Annotated in this window: 15 protein-coding genes; 8 read left to right on the top strand and 7 right to left on the bottom strand. The window is 73.5% G+C overall.

The genetic code is table 11. From position 1 onward, the window contains the following. Window positions 1-53: 53 nt before the first annotated feature. The gene (locus tag ACWEJX_RS30470; protein WP_451610644.1) at window positions 54-500 is read right to left on the bottom strand and encodes a MarR family winged helix-turn-helix transcriptional regulator; all 447 of its coding nucleotides are present in this window, start codon (window positions 498-500) and stop codon (window positions 54-56) included. Between the two features lie 89 nt (window positions 501-589). On the opposite strand from ACWEJX_RS30470, the gene ACWEJX_RS30475 reads away from it, so the two are divergent. The 3 genes from ACWEJX_RS30475 to ACWEJX_RS30485 all read left to right on the top strand — a co-directional run bounded on the left by ACWEJX_RS30475 (window position 590) and on the right by ACWEJX_RS30485 (window position 3045). Continuing rightward, window positions 590-1609 (top strand): NADP-dependent oxidoreductase, encoded by a 1020-nt coding sequence (locus ACWEJX_RS30475; RefSeq protein ID WP_451610645.1) that lies wholly within the window; start codon window positions 590-592, stop codon window positions 1607-1609. A 92-nt stretch (window positions 1610-1701) separates the two neighbouring features. Next, window positions 1702-2124, top strand: coding sequence for an organic hydroperoxide resistance protein (locus ACWEJX_RS30480; protein ID WP_190156521.1), 423 nt, complete (start codon window positions 1702-1704; stop codon window positions 2122-2124). Between the two features lie 102 nt (window positions 2125-2226). Beyond that, a complete protein-coding gene (locus tag ACWEJX_RS30485; protein WP_451610646.1) occupies window positions 2227-3045 on the top strand; it encodes an EI24 domain-containing protein in 819 nt (272 codons plus the stop codon). Window positions 3046-3082: 37 nt separating this feature from the next. Here ACWEJX_RS30485 and ACWEJX_RS30490 read toward each other — a convergent pair whose 3' ends face one another. Together ACWEJX_RS30490 and ACWEJX_RS30495 are read right to left on the bottom strand one after the other, a co-directional pair. Beyond that, on the bottom strand, window positions 3083-4303 hold the full coding sequence (locus ACWEJX_RS30490) for a PP2C family protein-serine/threonine phosphatase (RefSeq protein WP_451610647.1): 1221 nt from the start codon (window positions 4301-4303) through the stop codon (window positions 3083-3085). A 42-nt stretch (window positions 4304-4345) separates the two neighbouring features. Continuing rightward, the gene (locus ACWEJX_RS30495; protein WP_451610648.1) at window positions 4346-5311 is read right to left on the bottom strand and encodes a LysR family transcriptional regulator; all 966 of its coding nucleotides are present in this window, start codon (window positions 5309-5311) and stop codon (window positions 4346-4348) included. A gap of 144 nt (window positions 5312-5455) precedes the next feature. On the opposite strand from ACWEJX_RS30495, the gene ACWEJX_RS30500 reads away from it, so the two are divergent. Beyond that, complete coding sequence (locus ACWEJX_RS30500; RefSeq protein ID WP_451610649.1) at window positions 5456-7648, top strand: M4 family metallopeptidase; 2193 nt, start codon at window positions 5456-5458, stop codon at window positions 7646-7648. Window positions 7649-7739: 91 nt separating this feature from the next. Here ACWEJX_RS30500 and ACWEJX_RS30505 read toward each other — a convergent pair whose 3' ends face one another. Then, entirely contained in the window at window positions 7740-8462 is a 723-nt protein-coding gene (locus tag ACWEJX_RS30505) for a carbon-nitrogen hydrolase family protein (protein WP_451610650.1), read from the bottom strand. Between the two features lie 52 nt (window positions 8463-8514). Further along, window positions 8515-9417, bottom strand: a complete 903-nt coding sequence (locus ACWEJX_RS30510; protein ID WP_451610651.1) for a LysR family transcriptional regulator — start codon at window positions 9415-9417, stop codon at window positions 8515-8517. 58 nt (window positions 9418-9475) lie between these two features. Here ACWEJX_RS30510 and ACWEJX_RS30515 point away from each other — a divergent pair, with 58 nt between their 5' ends. Then, a complete protein-coding gene (locus ACWEJX_RS30515) occupies window positions 9476-10294 on the top strand; it encodes an NAD(P)-dependent oxidoreductase (protein ID WP_451610652.1) in 819 nt (272 codons plus the stop codon). A 134-nt stretch (window positions 10295-10428) separates the two neighbouring features. Then, complete coding sequence (locus tag ACWEJX_RS30520) at window positions 10429-11634, top strand: serine hydrolase domain-containing protein (RefSeq protein WP_451610653.1); 1206 nt, start codon at window positions 10429-10431, stop codon at window positions 11632-11634. Here ACWEJX_RS30520 and ACWEJX_RS30525 read toward each other — a convergent pair. Then, window positions 11621-12217, bottom strand: coding sequence for a TetR/AcrR family transcriptional regulator (locus tag ACWEJX_RS30525; RefSeq protein ID WP_451610654.1), 597 nt, complete (start codon window positions 12215-12217; stop codon window positions 11621-11623). The genes ACWEJX_RS30520 and ACWEJX_RS30525 overlap by 14 nt on opposite strands. A gap of 152 nt (window positions 12218-12369) precedes the next feature. On the opposite strand from ACWEJX_RS30525, the gene ACWEJX_RS30530 reads away from it, so the two are divergent. After that, entirely contained in the window at window positions 12370-14829 is a 2460-nt protein-coding gene (locus ACWEJX_RS30530; RefSeq protein WP_451610655.1) for a glycoside hydrolase family 3 protein, read from the top strand. Between the two features lie 61 nt (window positions 14830-14890). On the opposite strand, the gene ACWEJX_RS30535 is transcribed toward ACWEJX_RS30530, so the two are convergent. After that, on the bottom strand, window positions 14891-15784 hold the full coding sequence (locus ACWEJX_RS30535; protein WP_451610656.1) for an SGNH/GDSL hydrolase family protein: 894 nt from the start codon (window positions 15782-15784) through the stop codon (window positions 14891-14893). Between the two features lie 262 nt (window positions 15785-16046). Between ACWEJX_RS30535 and ACWEJX_RS30540 the strand changes: the two genes are divergently transcribed. Further along, complete coding sequence (locus tag ACWEJX_RS30540; protein ID WP_403793243.1) at window positions 16047-16541, top strand: DUF3145 domain-containing protein; 495 nt, start codon at window positions 16047-16049, stop codon at window positions 16539-16541. The last annotated feature ends 79 nt before the right edge of the window (window positions 16542-16620 follow it).

Consider the following 16620-nt stretch of genomic DNA (forward strand, 5'->3'; position numbering starts at 1 on the left):
GGGCAGCCCCTGGGCCCCGGCCGGCCCGCAGCCGGCCCTCGGTCCGCCCTCGGCTAGTTCTCGGCGTCCTCGCCCAGCATCCGCTTCAGCAGGTCGCGCAGGAGCGTGCGCTCCGCCGCCGTGAGCTCGCCCAGCGGCTCGCGTGCGAAGCGCAGCGACTCGCGCAGGCGGCGGGCGGTGGCGCGGCCCTCCTCGGTGGGTGCGGCGACCTTGACCCGCCGGTCGGCGGGGTCGGGGCGGCGCTCGACCAGCCCGCGGGACTCCAGGCGGTCGATGATCCCCGTGACGTTCGACGGCTCGCACTTGAGCTTGTCGGCGATCTTCCGCATCGGCGTGGGCTCCAGGGCGAGCAGGCCGAGCACGCGCGCCTGCGCGCCGGTCAGCGCGTGCGCCGCCGCGGCCTCCTCGTACTCCTCGTGGTACCGCGCCACGACCGTGCCGATCAGCTCGACGACTTCGAGGGTCAGCGGGTCCGTGCGCGGGGCGGGGGTTGCGGGCATGCCCACCATCGTACTCCGATACTTGACAACCTGAAATATTCAGGAGCATGGTTGTTTCAGTAGCTGAAGCTTTTCTGGAGGTCCCGCCGATGTCCGTCCTTCCCGCGTCCAGCCGCGAGTGGCACCTGGTCTCCCGTCCGCACGGCTGGCCCGTGCCCACGGACTTCGCCCTGCGCGAGGTGCCGGTCGGCGAGCCCGCCGAGGGCCGGATCCTCGTGCGCAACCTGCACTTCTCGGTCGACCCGTACATGCGCGGCCGGATGAACGACGTGAAGTCGTACATCGCCCCCTTCAAGCTCGACCACCCCATGGACGGCGGCGCGGTCGGCGAGGTCGTCGCCTCCAATGCCGAGGGCTTCGCGGTCGGCGACCACGTCCTGCACGGCCTCGGCTGGCGCGAGTACGCGGACGTGCCGGCGCAGCACGCCACCAAGGTCGACCCGGAGCTCGCCCCGCTCTCCACGTACCTCGGTGTGCTCGGCATGACCGGTCTCACCGCGTATGCGGGCCTCTTCGAGGTCGCCTCCTTCAAGGAGGGCGACGCCGTCTTCGTGTCCGGCGCGGCGGGCGCGGTCGGCAGCCAGGTCGGCCAGATGGCGAAGCTCAGGGGCGCCTCCCGGGTCATCGGCTCGGCCGGCTCCGACGAGAAGGTCAAGTGGCTCGTCGAGGAGCTCGGCTTCGACGCCGCCTTCAACTACAAGAACGGTCCGGTCAAGGACCAGCTCCGCGAGGCCGCCCCGGACGGCATCGACGTCTACTTCGACAACGTCGGCGGCGACCACCTGGAAGCCGCGATCTCCACGCTCAACGTGCACGGCCGCGCCACCATCTGCGGCATGATCGCCCAGTACAACGACACCGAGCCGGTCCCCGGCCCGCGCAACATGGCCATGATCATCGGCAAGCGGCTCCGCCTCCAGGGCGTCCTCGTCGGCGACCACTACGGCCTGCAGCCTCGGTTCGTCCAGGAGGTCGGCGGCTGGCTGCGCTCCGGCGAGCTGAAGTACCGCGAGACCTTCGTCGAGGGCATCGAGAACGGCGTGGACGCCTTCCTCGGCATGCTCCGCGGTGACAACACCGGCAAGATGGTCGTCTCGATCGCCCGCTAGTTCGACCCGCCCGCCGGGCGACCCGTTAGTCTTCCCTCAGCCGTCGCGATCGTGGGCGCGAGTCGCGGCGAACGAAAAAGGAAGACAACAGCATGTCGATTCAGCAGTCCGACGTCCTGTACACCGCCGTCGCCACCGCCGAGAACGGGCGCGACGGCCGTGTCGCCACCGACGACGGCCAGCTCGACGTCGTCGTCAACCCGCCCAAGGCCATGGGCGGCTCCGGCGCCGGCACCAACCCCGAGCAGCTCTTCGCGGCCGGCTACAGCGCCTGCTTCCAGGGCGCGCTGGGCGTCGTGGCCCGCAACGAGAACGCCGACGTCTCCGGCTCGACGGTCACCGCCGAGGTCGGCATCGGCAAGAACGACGAGGGCTTCGGCATCATCGTGAAGATCTCGGCGACCATTCCCAACGTGGACGCCGAGACCGCCAAGAGCCTGATCGAGAAGGCCCACCAGGTCTGCCCGTACTCCAAGGCGACCCGCGGCAACATCACGGTCGAGCTCGCGGTCTGAGCCGTAGCCAGGCAGACTGTGGACGAGGGCCGCACCCTGACCGACCAGGGTGCGGCCCTCCCTCGTACGGGTGAGGCCGGAGCAAGCCCTAGAGTGATCGCCATGCGTGATTTCGGGGCGGGATTCGGTTACCTGCTGCAGGGCCAGAAGTGGGTCGGCAGGCACGGCCGGTGGTTCGGCTTCGGGCTGCTGCCCGGGCTCGTCACCTTCGTGCTGTACGTGGGGGCGCTCGTCGGCCTCTTCTACGGCGCCGACGACCTGACCGCCTGGGCCACCCCGTTCGCCGACGACTGGGGCTCGCCCTGGCAGGGCCTGCTCCGCGGCGCGCTGGACTTCCTCGTCTACGCGCTCGGTCTCTTCCTCGCCGTGATCAGCTTCACCGCCGTCACGCTCCTCGTCGGCCAGCCCTTCTACGAGTCGCTGTCCGAGGCGGTCGACCGCACCGAGGGCGGCGAGGTGCCCGAGTCCGGGCTGCCGCTCTGGCGCGAGCTGTGGATCTCGGCCCGGGACAGCCTGCGGGTCCTGGTGCGGGTCGCGTGCTACGGCATCCTGCTCTTCGCGGCCGGGTTCGTCCCGGTCGTGGGCCAGACCGTCGTGCCGGCCGTCGGCTTCTGCGTCTCCGGCTTCTTCCTCACCGAGGAGCTGACGGCGGTCGCGCTCCAGCGCCGGGGCGTCGAGTTCAAGGAGCGCCTCGGACTGCTGCGCGGCCGCCGGATGGCCGCCCTCGGCTTCGGAGTCCCGCTCACCCTCGCCTTCCTGGTCCCCTTCGTCGCCGTCCTGCTGATGCCGGGCGCGGTCGCCGGGGCCACCCTGATGGCCCGCGACCTGAACGGCGAGACGGCGGCCGGGGGCCAGGACGACGACGAGACGCACGACGAGACGCACGGCGAGACGAGCGGCGTCACGCACCTGACCGCCTGACCGCCTGACCGCCGGGCGCCGGACCCGCCCGGACGCCTCACAGCCCGACCACGATCAGCGCCGTGTCGTCCGTCGCCCCGCCCACCGGCAGCATGGCGAAGAGCAGCGCGTCCGCCAGCGCCTCCGGGTCCGCCTCACCGTGCCGCCGCAGGGTCTCGGCGAGCCGGGCGAGCCCGGCGTCGATGTCCTCGTCGCGCCGCTCGACCAGACCGTCCGTGTAGAGGACGAGCGCGGCGCCGGCACCGAACGCGGTCTCCGCCTGCGGCCGGCGGACGTGCGCCGGGTGCGCGCCGAGCGGCGGATCCGTCGCCCGGTCCAGGAACTCCACGCTGCCGTCCGGGTGCCGCAGCGCGGGCGGCGGGTGCCCGGCGCTGCTGTACGTGACGACGCCCCGCTCGTAGTCGATCCACGTCTCGACGGCGGTCGAGTTCTCGGCGCCCTCCACCGAGCGGGCGTACAGATCGAGCACGTCCAGGGCCTGCGCGGGCCCCTTCGTCACGCGCGAGGCGGCGCTGAGCGCGCTGCGCAGCTGGCCCATCACCCCGGCGGCGGCCAGGCCGTGCCCGACCACGTCGCCGACGGCCACGCCGATCCGGTCGCCGCCGCCGAGCGCGACCAGGTCGTACCAGTCGCCGCACACGTTCAGCGTGCCCGCCGCGGGCCGGTAGCGGACCGCGGCCCGGTGCGGCCCGATCGGCCCGGGCGCCGGCAGCATCGCCTCCTGGAGGGCGAGCGCCACCTCGCGCTCCCGGGCGTGCGCGGCCCGCAGCCGCTCGTTGACCTCCTGGAGCTCGCGCGCCCGCGTGTACAGCTCGGCCTCCAGGACCCGGGTGCGGCCGTCGCCGGCGGCCCCGCCCCGGGACCGGATCAGCTCGGTGATCTCCTCCACCCGGTGGACGAGCAGCTCGACCCGCCCGTCGGGACCGAGCACCGGCGCGTTGACCGGGCTCCAGTACCGCACGTCCCACTCCCCGGGCCGCTCGGGCGACTCGACGTCGTAGCGCTGCGGGGCCATGGAGTCCCGCTCGCCGGTCTCCAGGACCCGCCGGAGCGACGCGGCCAGGTTCCGCACCCCGGTCGCGGCCGGGTCCCGCGGGTTGTCGGGGAACACGTCGAAGAGATAGTGGCCGACCAGCTGCTCCCGGGTGCGGCCCGACAGGCGCAGGAAGTCGTCGTTGGCGTCCACGTACACCAGGTCCGGGGTGAGCAGCGCGACCATGCCGGGCAGCGCCCGGAACACCTTCGCGTAGTCGGTCACCGTCGCTCACCTCTGACACCCGCGCTCTGACACCAGCGTCGCTCAGTCGAGGACCGGATGCAGCTCCGGACGCGCCTCCCACCACGTGCGGTGGAAGTCGTTGTGCGCCACGTTGTCCAGGTACGCGAGCCCCGCCGCCCGGTAGAGCAGGCGGGCCCGGCGCTCGGAGACGGCGGCGCGGTTCCAGGCGAGGCGGATCCGGCCGGTGATCGGGTCGCCGGCCAGCGGGCGGAGCACGGTGCCCTCGGCGGGCGGGGCGGTCGGCTGGGAGACGGAGATGGCGCGGCCGGCCGCGATCAGGTCGTAGTGCATCTTGCGGTCGGCGATCCGGTAGCGCAGCGACGGGGTGAAGCCGGCCTTCCGGCACGCCTCGACCAGCGCCTCCGGGCCGCCGTCGTCGTCCTCGACCATGGTCATCCAGGTCTCCCCGGCCAGGTCGGCGAGGTCCACCCGGTCCCGGCCGGCCAGCGGGTGCGCCGCCGACATGCGCACGCAGAACGGTTCCTTCGGGACGAGGGTGCGGGCCGCGACGCCCTCGGGCAGCGGCACCTCGTGGTCGTCGACCTCGCCGTACACGATCGCGTCGTACTGTCCGGCGCCGAGCATCCGGCTGAGCGTGGTCACCGAGTGCTCGACGTCGATGCTGACGGCGATCTCCTGCCCGGCGAGCTCCTCGTCCAGGCGCCCGATCAGCCGGTCCACGAGGACCAGCAGGATGCAGCCGAGCCGCAGCGTCGCGTGCGGGGCGGCGGCCCGGGCGCCGGCCGCGAGGGCGTCCATCTCGCCGAGCACCCGGCGCGCCTTGGAGAGCACGAACTCGCCCAGCGGTGTCGGCTCCACCCCGTGCCGCCCGCGCGTGAACAGCTCGCCGCCCGCGGCCCGTTCGATCCGCCGCAACTGCGCGGACAGGGCCGGCTGGGACACCCCGAGCCGGGCCGCCGCGCGCCCCAGACTGCCCGCTTCCGCTATCCGGCAGACGGCCTCTAGATGCCTCAACTCCAGCTGCATTTCGCCAGGTTAGACAGGGGTCGGGGCGGAGGACAGGCTTCGGCATAACTCCGGTCTTATGGCGGCCGGGAGGTCCCCGACTTGCCATGTCCACACCCATACTCGGCGCGTCCCACCGTCTCCCCCCACCCGAACGGAGCAGACGTGCACCCCACCAGACTCCCGGCGGCCCTGGCCGCGCTCGCCCTGACGGCGAGCCTCGCGGGCACCTTCGCGGCCACCGCCTCCGCCGCGGCCCCGCAGGCGCGGCCCGTACCGCCCGGGCACGGCAAGTCGCTCGCGCTCGCCGCCGCCGACAAAGCCGCGGACAGCGGACTCGACGGGCTGCGCCACGGCGCCGACGAGGAACTCGTCCGCACCGCCGTCACCCCGTGGGCCGGCGGCCTCTACTACGCCGCCTACCAGCGCACCTACAAGGGCCTGCCGGTGGCCGGCGGCGACGCCGTCGTCGTCTCCGACAGCGCCGGCAAGGTCCGCGACATCGCCGCCGCACCCACCCCGGCGGCCCTCACGCTCTCCACCAGGGCCACGGTGACCCCGTCCGCCGCCCTCGCCACCGCCAAGGCGCGCCTGGCCCGCGTCGAGAGCGCGAGCACGCCCGAACTGACCGTGCTGCTCAAGGGGGACAAGCCGGTCCTCACCTGGCACACGCTGGTCGTGGGCCGCACCGCCAAGGGCCTGCCGAGCTCGCTCGACACCTACGTCGACGCCCGCACCGGCGCCGTCGCCCGCGTCCACGACAAGGTCGTGGACGCCGACGGCCGCGGCTACCACAACGGCAACGTCACCATCGACACCGCCGCCACCTCGATGACCGACCCGAACCGCTCCGGCCTGCGCTGCGGCGGGCAGAACGGCGGCACGTACACCGGCTCCTCGCCGTGGGGCAACGGGGGCGCCAACGACCTGGTGACGGCCTGCGTCGACATCATGTACGCGGCCCAGCGCGAGTACGACATGCTCAAGCAGTGGTTCGGCTACAACGGCCAGAACGGGCAGGGCGGGATGGTCCCGGCCCAGGCGGGCCTGGGCGACGTCAACGCCTACTACGACGGCACCAAGACCACCTTCGGCCACAACCAGCAGAACGCCAACCAGCTCACCGCCATCGACGTCGTCGCCCACGAGTACGGCCACGAGGTCTTCGACAAGACCCCCGGCAGCTCCGGCTCGTCCAACGAGAACGGCGGGATGAACGAGTCGACCGGCGACATCTTCGGCGCGCTCACCGAGGCATTCGCCGGCAACGCGAACGACACCCCGGACTACACCGTCGGCGAGAAGGTGAACTTCTTCGGCGACGGCAAGCCGATCCGCTACATGTACAACCCCTCGCTCGCCGGCGACCCCAACTGCTACCCGCAGCTGACCTCCGGCACCGAGGTGCACGCGGCGGCCGGCCCGCAGAACCACTGGTTCTACCTGCTCGCCGAGGGCTCCAACCCGGGCGGCGGCAAGCCCGCCAGCCCCATCTGTTCCGGCGGCCCGTCCTCGATGACCGGCATCGGCGTGCAGAAGGCCGGCAAGATCTTCATGGGCGCGCTGCTCATGAAGACCTCCTCCTGGAACCACCTCGCGGCCCGCAAGGCGACCCTGGCCAGCGCCAGGAACACCTACGGCAGCGCCGAGTGCAACGCGGTGAAGGCCGCCTGGAACGCCATCGGCGTCCCGGCCCAGTCCGGTGAGACCGACTGCGGCGGCACCACCACGCCGGACTTCTCGCTCTCCCTGAACCCGGCCTCCGGCTCGGTCCAGCCGGGCGCCTCGGCCACCTCCACGGTCAGCACGGCCACCACCGGCGGCAGCGCGCAGACCGTGCAGCTGACCGCGAGCGGCGCCCCGAGCGGCGTCACCGTCTCCTTCAGCCCGTCCTCGGTGACCTCCGGCGGCTCCTCGACCATGACGGTCCAGGTCGCGTCCGGCACGGCGAACGGCACCTACCCGATCACCGTCACCGGTACGGGCTCCGCCACGCACACCGTGACCTACCAGCTGACGGTCGGCGGCACGACCACGCCGCCCACCGGCTGCGACAACACCGAGTACACGTACCAGGGCACGCTCGCCGACGGTCAGGCCCAGGCCCAGCCGGACGGCTCGTACTACTACTCGGCGACCTCCGGCACCCACGTGGGCTGCCTGCGCGGCCCGGCCGGCGCCGACTTCGACCTGTACCTGCAGAAGTGGAACGGGTCGGGCTGGGCGGACGTGGCGGTCGGCGGCACGGCGAGCGCCGACGAGGACATCACGTACAACGGCACCGCGGGCTACTACCGCTATCTGGTCCACGCCTACAGCGGCTCCGGCGCGTACACGCTGGGCCTGAGCGCCCCGTAGGAGAGGACCGAAGAGCCCCCGACAGGCGCGGCGGTGAGTCACGGACCGGGGTCTGTGACCCACCGTCAGGACCGGACGGCCGGTGAGGCGATCACCGGCCGTCCGGCACGTCCACGAGCACGTGACCCGGCTTGTCCGGGCCGGCGTCCGCGAGCCGCTCGCCGTCCGGACCCCAGGCGCCGGCCAGGCCGCAGGACTCGCCGGCCTCGCTGGTCCCGAGAACGTTCGCCAGGACGACGTGCAGACCGAAGTCCCGGGCCCGCACGGGGTAGACGGTCTCGAAGGAGTCGTTGTCGGCGCCCAGCACCGAACTCGCCAGATAGGCCGTGCAGTTGTCGGCGGCGGCGCGCTCGGCGAGTTCCGGGAAGCGGTTGTCGTAGCAGGTGGCGGTCGCGAACCGGACGCCGTCGAGCTCGAAGCGCCCGTCGGCCGTGCCCGGCTCGAAGACCTCCGCCTCGATGCCGTACAGGTGCTGCTTGTCGTAGCGGGCGAGCAGCGTGCCGTCCGGGCCGATCACCAGGCTGGTGACGCCCGGGCGCGAACCGGCGGCCCGCACCGGTCCGTTGACCACGGCCGCCGCCGAGACCGCCCGGCACGCCTCCCGTACGGGATCGAGGCGCGGGTCGTCCTCGGTGAGGACGAGCCCGGGGTCGTCCCTGATGAGGCTCGGCTCGTAGCCGGTGAGGGAGAGCTCGGCGAAGACGACGAGCCGGGCGCCGTCGGCACCGGCGGCGCGGACGAGTCCGGCGACGGCGCGGACGTTGGCGGCGATGTCCCCGGGGGCCGGGGCGAACTGCGTGGCAGCGACGATCATGGCCTTCAGCTTCCCATGTCCACCTGTAAGGATCAATGGTGGGCTGAGGGTATTAAGTCCGAGGGGTCAGGTCCCGTGCCGTCTCGCGCAGCAGGCCCAGGAACGCCGTCGCCGCCACCGTCGGCACCGGCGGGGTCGCCGCACAGATCCTGCGGTACGGCACGTCGTCCGGGTGGATCGTCACGAGGGCCACGTCGGGCCGCACGGACGCCGCCGCGAGCGCCGGGACGAGCGTGACGCCGAGCCCGGCCGCCACCGCGCCCAGCTTGGCGATCCAGTCGCCCGCGAGCAGGCCGGTGCGCGGCCGGAAGCCGGCCGCGACGGCGGGGCGGAACAGGGTGTCCTCCAGGCGCTCGTTGGCGACGATCCACTCCTCCTCGGCCAGCTCCGCGAGCCGCACGTCCCGCCGCCCCGCGTACGGGTGCCCGCGCTCCAGGGCCACCAGCATCGGCTCGTCCAGGAGGTGGTGCAGCGTCACGCCCTCCGGCGCGGCCCCGCCCGCCGCCGGACTGACCACCGCCAGGTCCTCCTCGCCGGCCGCGACAAGCCGCAGGTGCTTGACCGACGGCCCCTCGGCCCAGGTCACCGCGACCCCGGGATGCCGCGCCCGGAAAGCCGCCTGCGCACGCGGCACGAGGGCGGCGCCCGCGCTGGCGAACGCGCCGAGCCGCAGCAGCCCGCCGTCGAGGGTGCGCAGCGCCTCCAGTTCGACGCGGGCGACGGCCAGCCGGTCCCGCACCGCCTGCGCGTGCGGCAGCAGCACCCGGCCCGCCTCGCTCAGCCGCACCCCGCGCGGCAGCCGCTCGAAGAGGGCGGCGCCCGTCTCGTCCTCCAGGGCCTGGATCTGCCGGGAGACGGCGGACTGGGTGTAGCCGAGGGTGCGGGCGGCCGCGGTGAAGGAGCCTTCGTGGGCGACGGCGAGGAAGACGTCGTACAAGCCATGATTCTGCAGCATGGCAGCCATGCTAGACATTCGCTTGTGGCATGACGTCGGCCTTTCTAGCGTCGTTCCCATGCAGAACGAGACCACCGCAACGACCGGCACTCCGCAGAAGATCGCGTTCCTCGGGCTCGGCGGCATGGGCCTGCCCATGGCCGCCCGGCTCCTCGACGCCGGCCACCTGCTCACCGTCTGGAACCGGACCCCCGCCAAGGCCGACGCCCTCGTCGCCGCCGGCGCCGTGCGCGCCGCGAGCCCCGCCGAAGCGGTCGCCGGCGCCGGCGTCGTCATCACCATGCTGGCCGACCCGGCCGCCGCGCTCGCCGTCGCCGACGCGATGATCCCGGCGCTGCGTCCCGGCACGCACTGGGTCGACACCTCCACCATCGGCCCCGACACCACCCGCGAGCTCGCCGCCCGGCTGCCCGAGGGCGTCACCCTGATCGACGCGCCCGTCATGGGCAGCGTCGACCGCGCGGCCACCGGCGAGCTGCTGATCCTCGCGGGCGGCGACACCGCGCCCGTCGCCGGCGTCCTCGCCCGGCTCGGGTCGGTCACCGCGTGCGGGGCGCCCGGCGCCGGCGCCGCCCTGAAGCTCGTCCTCATCAACGCGGCCATCGGCGGCGTCGCGCTGGTCGGCGAGGCCCTGACCCTCGCCGACTCGCTCGGCCTGCCCCGCGAACTCGCCCTGCGCACCCTCGGCGCCGGCCCCCTCGCGGGCGCCGTCGCCCGCGCCACCGCGACCGGTTCGCACTTCCCGGTCGCGCTCGCCGCCAAGGACGTGGCCCTGGCCACGACGACGGCGAAGCTGCCCGTCCTGGAGGCCGTCCACGCCGCGCTCACCGCCGACCCGTCGCTCGCGGGCGAGGACCTGGCGGCGGTGGCGCGGTAGGGCGCCATCCGGGGCGGCCGGGGCGCCGAACGAGTGGACTCACCGGAACGCGGCCGACGGGCGGCGTTCCGGCGCGGGTTCCGGTGGTGGTCTGTGGCCGTCCGACCCCGTGAACCTGGAAGAGGCGCCCCACCATGCCACGTACCCACCGCCGCCGGCTCCTCGCCGCCACCCTGCTCGCGGCCTCCGTCATGGCCCCGTTCGCGACGGCCCCCGCCACGGCCGTCCCCGCGGCCGTCGGCGCGGGCCCGCACCACGGCGAGGACTGCGGGCCCGGCGGCCTCGCCCCGGACCTGACCGCCAAGCTGGACAGGACCGTCGAGGACGTCCGCAAGCAGGCCGCCGTCCCCGGACTCGTCGTCGGCCTGTGGCTGCCCGGCAGGGGCTGCTACGTCCGCGCGAGCGGCGTCGCCGACAAGGCCACCGGACAGCCGATGTTCGCCGACACCTACGTCCGGACCGGCAGCGAGACCAAGACCTTCACGGTCACCGCGCTGCTCGAACTCGTCGACGAGGGCAGGGTGAAGCTCGACGACCCGATCGACACGTACATCCGCGGCGTTCCCAACGGCAAGAAGATCACGCTGCGCCACCTCGCCGAGATGCGCAGCGGCCTCTTCCCGTACACCTCCGACCCCGACTTCATCCACGACCTGTTCAGCGAGCCGGAGCGCCAGCTCAACCCGTGGGAGGCCCTCTCCTACGGCTACCGGCACAAGAACATCGCCGAGCCCGGCACGACGTTCCAGTACTGCAACTCCAACCTCGTCCTGCTCGGCCTGGTGATCGAGAAGGTGACCGGCCGGCCGCTCAGGGACGTCATCCACGAGCGCGTCGTCCGCCCGGGCGGCCTGCGCCACACCTTCCTGCCGAAGGGGGCCGAGTTCCCCGAGCCGCACGCGCACGGCTACAGCGACCAGACGCTCACCGGGGCCGTCGCCGACACCACGAACTGGAACCCGAGCTGGGCCTGGGCGGCCGGCGCGATGATCTCCAACCTGGAGGACCTGCGCCGCTGGGCCCCCGTCCTCGCCACCGGAGAGCTGCTCAGCCCCGAAACCCAGAAGCAGCGCCTGAAGTTGCTGCCGACCGGCTTCCCCGGCCTCGGCTACGGCCTCGGCATCTTCGACGCCAACGGCTGGATCGGCCACAACGGCTCGCTGCCCGGCTACGAGACCGTGACCGTCTACCTGCCCGAGGAGAAGGCGACCATGGTGCTCATCCTGAACACCGACTCCCTCGTCGCCGGAGGCCAGGAGCCGTCGACCCTGGTGGCCCGGGCGATCACCCGCGTCATCACACCGGACCACGTGTACGCGGGCGGGATCACCCCGCGCTAGGACCCGCGCCGGCCGGACGGTCCGCCGGGGCGAGCAGCGCCAGGAAGTCCCGGAACGACGCCGGCATGTCCACCGCGTCCGGGTCGAGCAGCCACTGGAACTGCAGGCCGTCCATCACCGCCGTGAGCAGCGGCGCCACCTGCTCCGGGGTGAGGCCGCCGGGCAGCCCGGCGCCGTACTCGGCGCGCAGCACGTCGGCCATGTTCTCCCGCACCTGGACGTAGCGTTCGGTGAAGAAGGCGCGGGCCGGGTGGTCCTCCGTGACGCTCTCGCCGAGCAGCGCGGAGAAGGTCTGCACGATGCCGGGGCGCATGGCGTTGTACTCGACGAGCGACTCCATCAGGTCGAGGCGCCAGCGCTCCCGGTCCCGGCCGCCGCTGGTGTCCCAGCGGTCGCGCTCCTCCAGGACGGCGACGAGCAGCGCCTCCTTGGTCGGGAAGTAGTGCAGCAGGCCCTGCTGGGTGAGCCCGACCCGCTCCGCGACGGCGCCGAGCGACGCGCCACGGTAGCCGCGCTCGGCGATCACTTCGAGGGCGGCCCGGACGATCTCCGTCCGCCGCTCCTCGCTCCTGGCCCGTGCCATCGCACTCGCCCCCTTCCGACGCCCTGACTCTGACAGGACCGTACGGCATCCCCACCAACAGAAGATAACGAAACGCTAACGTAACCTACCGATCTACAGGTAGGCGAGTCACCATGGCCGCACCCCAGCACTTCGGACCAGGAGGAACGGCCATGGCGGAGACGAAGCCGCGGACCGACGCGGACACCGAGCGCGAGCAGGCCGTCGAGGCGGCCCTCGCGAAGCTCGACCTGGACGCCAAGACCCGGCTGCTCGCCGGTCAGGACATGTGGTCGCTGCCGGCCCTGCCCGAGATCGGCCTGGCCTCCCTGGTCATGTCCGACGGCCCGATCGGCGTCCGCGGCGTCCGCTGGACCGCGGACGACCCGTCCGTCGCGCTGCCCTCGCCCACCGCGCTCGCCGCCACCTGGGACCCGGCGCTCGCCCGCCGGGCCGGCCGGCTGCTCGCCCAGGAGGCCCGCCGCAAGCGCGTCCACGTCCTCCTCGCGCCCACCGTCAACCTGCACCGCAGCCCGCTGGGCGGCCGCCACTTCGAGGCGTACAGCGAGGACCCGTACCTCACCGGCGCCATCGGCACCGGCTACGTCCGGGGCGTCCAGGACGGCGGCGTCGGCACCACCGTCAAGCACTTCGTCGGCAACGACGCCGAGACCGACCGCTTCACCGTCGACAACCGGATCGCCCCGCGCCCGCTGCGCGAGCTCTACCTCGCGCCCTTCGAGGCCATCGTCGAAAACGCCCACCCGTGGGGCATCATGACCGCCTACAACCAGGTCAACGGCGTGACGATGACCGAGCACCACCACCTCGTCAACGAGGTGCTGCGCGGCGAGTGGGGCTTCGACGGCTACAACGTCTCCGACTGGATGGCCGCCCGCTCCACCAAGGCGGGCATCGAGGGCGGCCTCGACGTGGCCATGCCCGGCCCGCAGACCGTGTACGGCGCGACGCTCGCCGCCGCCGTCCGGGCCGGCGAGGTCGACGAGGGCGCCGTCGACACCGCCGTGCGCAACGTCCTCCGGCTCGCCGCCCGCGTCGGCGCCCTCGACGGCGTCCCGCCGGTCGTCGCGGAGCCGCCCGCCGGCATCGACGGCGACGCGCTGGCCCGCGAGATCGCCCGCCGCGGCTTCGTGCTCGTACGGAACGAGGGCGGGGCCCTGCCGCTCGCGGCCGGCGCGACCGTCGCCCTCTCCGGCGCCGCCGCCCGCGACGCCCGCGTCCTCGGCGGCGGCTCCGCGCAGGTCTTCCCCGAGCACACCGTCTCCCCGCTCGACGGCCTCACCGCCGCCCTGCCGGAGGGCACCCTCGCGTACGCGATCGGCGCCGACCCGAGCGACGAACTCGCCCCGGCCGACCAGGGGTTCACCCTGCGCGCGGTGTGCCGTGACGCCCACGGCACGGTCATCGGCGAGGGCAGCCTGCCCAACGGCCAGGTCCAGTGGATCGGCGACGACCTGCCGGCCGGCGTCACCCACGACACCCTCGCCTCCATCGAGGTCATCGGCACCTTCACCCCGCGCGAGAGCGGCGAGCACGCCTTCGGCACCCGCGGCCTCGGCGCCTTCACGCTCACCGTCGACGGGCGGACCCTCTTCGACGGCGTGCAGACCATGGGCCCCGAGACCGACCCCTTCGAGGCGTTCTTCGGCTCGCCCGTCGAGCGCGGCAAGGCCGCCCTCACGGCCGGGCGGACCGTCGAGGTCTCCCTGCGGCACACCCTCGACAAGGAGTTCGCGGCCCCGCTGCCCGCCGTGATGTTCTCCTTCGTCCACCTCGGTCCGCGCCGTGACCCCGACGAACTGATCGCCGAAGCCGCCCGGGCCGCCCGCGCCGCCGACACCGCCGTCGTGGTCGTCGCCACCACCGAGCGCGTCGAGTCCGAGGGCTTCGACCGCAAGGACCTCGCCCTGCCCGGCCGCCAGGACGACCTCGTCCGGGCCGTCGCCGCCGCCAACCCGAACACCGTGGTCGTCGTCAACGCCGGCTCCCCGGTCGAGATGCCGTGGCGCGAGGACGTCGCCGCGATCCTGCTCAGCTGGTTCCCGGGCCAGGAGGGCGGCGCCGCCCTCGCCGACGTGCTCACCGGCGCCGAGGAGCCCGGTGGCCGGCTGCCCACCACCTGGCCGGCCGCCCTCGCCGACGTGCCGGTCACCGAGGTCACCCCGACCGGTGGCCGACTCGACTACGCCGAGGGCGTGTTCATCGGCTACCGCGCCTGGGACAGGTCCGGCGCCGTCCCCGCGTACCCCTTCGGCCACGGCCTCGGCTACACCACCTGGTCGTACGACTCCCTCGTCGTCACCCCGGACAGCGCCACCGTCGTCCTCACCAACACCGGCGAGCGCACCGGCCGCGAGGTCGTCCAGATCTACCTCGCCCCGGTCGCCGGCGGAGCCGAACGCCCGGCGCGCTGGCTGGCCGGCTTCGGATGCGTCGAGGCCGCCGCCGGCGAGACCGTCGAGGTCACGGTCGAACTCCCGCGCCGCGCCTTCGAGATCTGGGACGAGGAGGCCGGCGAGAAGGGGGCCTGGACCCTCGTCACCGGTGCGTACGAGGTGCGGGCCGCCCACTCGCTGACCGACACCCGCCTCACGGCGACCCTGGAGATCTGACGTCTCTCCCCACCGGCCGGCCCCGGGGCGGAACCTGACACCGCCCCGGGGCCCTCGGCGTCTACTCCCTCGTGACCTGCCGGTACGCGAGCTCCGCGAGCCGCGCCTGGCCGTCCCGGCTCGGATGGAACCAGTCCCAGGGGCTCAGCTGACCGTCGCCGAAGGCGAAGCCGAAGACCGCGCCGCCGTCGTAACGGCAGCGGGTGTCCTTCGCGCACACCTCCTGGAGCACCCGGTTGTACGCCACCACCCGCTCGCGCACCTGCGTGCGGCGCCGCTCGGCGGCCGGGCCCAGGTCCTCGGCGTCCTTCAGCATCGAGCCGCAGATGCCCAGTCGCCACACCTGACGGCCCATCGGGTTCACCCGGCCGGTCGCCCACAGCCGCTTCAGGTCCGGCACGCTCGACACGTACACCTGCGCCTTCGGCGCCCCGGTCCGCAGCCGGGCGAGGGCCGTCGTGAAGGAGGCGCGGAAGTCGTCGACCGGGGTCATCAGCTCCGGCCGGTCCCGGCAGACGTCGTTCGCGCCCATCATCACCGTGACCAGCTCCGGGCGCCGGGCCGCCGCCCGCGCCATCTGCGCGGGCAGTTCGGCCATCCGGGCCCCGGTCCTGGCCAGGTTCCAGCTCCGGCCCGCGACCCGCTGCGGGCCGAGCAGCCGCAGCGCGAGGCTGTTGACGGCCGCGTCCGTGCCGGTCGCCCACGAGACCTCGGGGCAGTCGGCGAGGACCGTACAGGCGTCGAAGGCGCGGGTGATGGAGTCGCCGACGGCGGCGACGGAGCCGGGGGCCGTGTTCCACACCGGCTTCGGCTTCGGCTCGGGTTCCTGCCTCGGGCGGGCCGCCGGGCGGGTGGCCGCCGCGTCTCCGGCCGAGCAGCCCGCCAGGGCCGCCGTACCGAGCAGTGCCGCCGTCACCGCGGCGACAGCGGTGCTGAAACGTTTTCGCCCGCGCATTCGGGAGCCCCTCCTCCGGCGTCCTGGCGGGTGAAAGCTTGGTGCCCACCCGCCCCCGACCGACCGTACGTCACCCCGACACGGGCCCGGCACGGTAGCTTTTCCCCCGTCGAACCAGAGGCGCCCCCGCCGATCGGCTCCGGTAAATTACATCACGTCACATGCTGTCCCCTTTTTGGGGGTTTGCGAAGACCACTTCTCGTGATGATGTTTACTGAGGCCGCTGGGTATGGCGAACCTCGTCCCCACACTGGAGGTCCCGGTGACGACACGTGGAGTCCTGTACGTACACTCCGCACCGCGCGCGCTCTGCCCGCACGTCGAATGGGCGGTCGCGGGCGTCCTCGGTGCGAGGGTCCAGCTCGACTGGATCCGTCAGCCGGCGTCCCCCGGGACCTGGAGAGCCGAGTTCTCCTGGCAGGGCGAGACCGGCACGGCCTCCAAACTCGCCTCCGCGCTGCGCGGCTGGCAGATGCTCCGCTTCGAGGTCACGGCCGAACCCTGCTCCAACGCCGAGGGCGAGCGGTACAGCGCCACGCCCGAGCTCGGCATCTTCCACGCGGTGACCGGCATCCACGGCGACATCCTCGTCCCCGAGGACCGGCTGCGCGCCGCCCTGGCCCGCGCCACCCACGGCGAGACGCAGCTGGAGGCCGAGATCGCCAAGCTGCTCGGCAAGCCCTGGGACGACGAGCTGGAGCCCTTCCGGTACGCGGGCGAGGGCGCCCCCGTCCGCTGGCTGCACCAGGTGGTCTGATCCCTCCGCGCGCCCCTCGCGCCACTCGGCGCCGGGGCGCCCCACGGGCGTCGGCGCGCCCCGCCCCCGCCCCGCCAAC

The organism is Streptomyces sp. NPDC004788, from assembly GCF_053601115.1.

What these genes read in the sequence shown, in the direction of transcription:
- ACWEJX_RS30510 (WP_451610651.1), bottom strand. Translation starts at nt 9,417, where the DNA reads ATGCTGCAGAATCATGGCTTGTACGACGTCTTCCTCGCCGTCGCCCAC.
- ACWEJX_RS30520 (WP_451610653.1), top strand. Translation starts at nt 10,429, where the DNA reads ATGCCACGTACCCACCGCCGCCGGCTCCTCGCCGCCACCCTGCTCGCG.
- ACWEJX_RS30475 (WP_451610645.1), top strand. Translation starts at nt 590, where the DNA reads ATGTCCGTCCTTCCCGCGTCCAGCCGCGAGTGGCACCTGGTCTCCCGT.
- ACWEJX_RS30535 (WP_451610656.1), bottom strand. Translation starts at nt 15,784, where the DNA reads ATGCGCGGGCGAAAACGTTTCAGCACCGCTGTCGCCGCGGTGACGGCG.
- ACWEJX_RS30495 (WP_451610648.1), bottom strand. Translation starts at nt 5,311, where the DNA reads ATGCAGCTGGAGTTGAGGCATCTAGAGGCCGTCTGCCGGATAGCGGAA.
- ACWEJX_RS30530 (WP_451610655.1), top strand. Translation starts at nt 12,370, where the DNA reads ATGGCGGAGACGAAGCCGCGGACCGACGCGGACACCGAGCGCGAGCAG.
- ACWEJX_RS30505 (WP_451610650.1), bottom strand. Translation starts at nt 8,462, where the DNA reads ATGATCGTCGCTGCCACGCAGTTCGCCCCGGCCCCCGGGGACATCGCC.
- ACWEJX_RS30515 (WP_451610652.1), top strand. Translation starts at nt 9,476, where the DNA reads ATGCAGAACGAGACCACCGCAACGACCGGCACTCCGCAGAAGATCGCG.
- ACWEJX_RS30525 (WP_451610654.1), bottom strand. Translation starts at nt 12,217, where the DNA reads ATGGCACGGGCCAGGAGCGAGGAGCGGCGGACGGAGATCGTCCGGGCC.
- ACWEJX_RS30470 (WP_451610644.1), bottom strand. Translation starts at nt 500, where the DNA reads ATGCCCGCAACCCCCGCCCCGCGCACGGACCCGCTGACCCTCGAAGTC.
- ACWEJX_RS30485 (WP_451610646.1), top strand. Translation starts at nt 2,227, where the DNA reads ATGCGTGATTTCGGGGCGGGATTCGGTTACCTGCTGCAGGGCCAGAAG.
- ACWEJX_RS30480 (WP_190156521.1), top strand. Translation starts at nt 1,702, where the DNA reads ATGTCGATTCAGCAGTCCGACGTCCTGTACACCGCCGTCGCCACCGCC.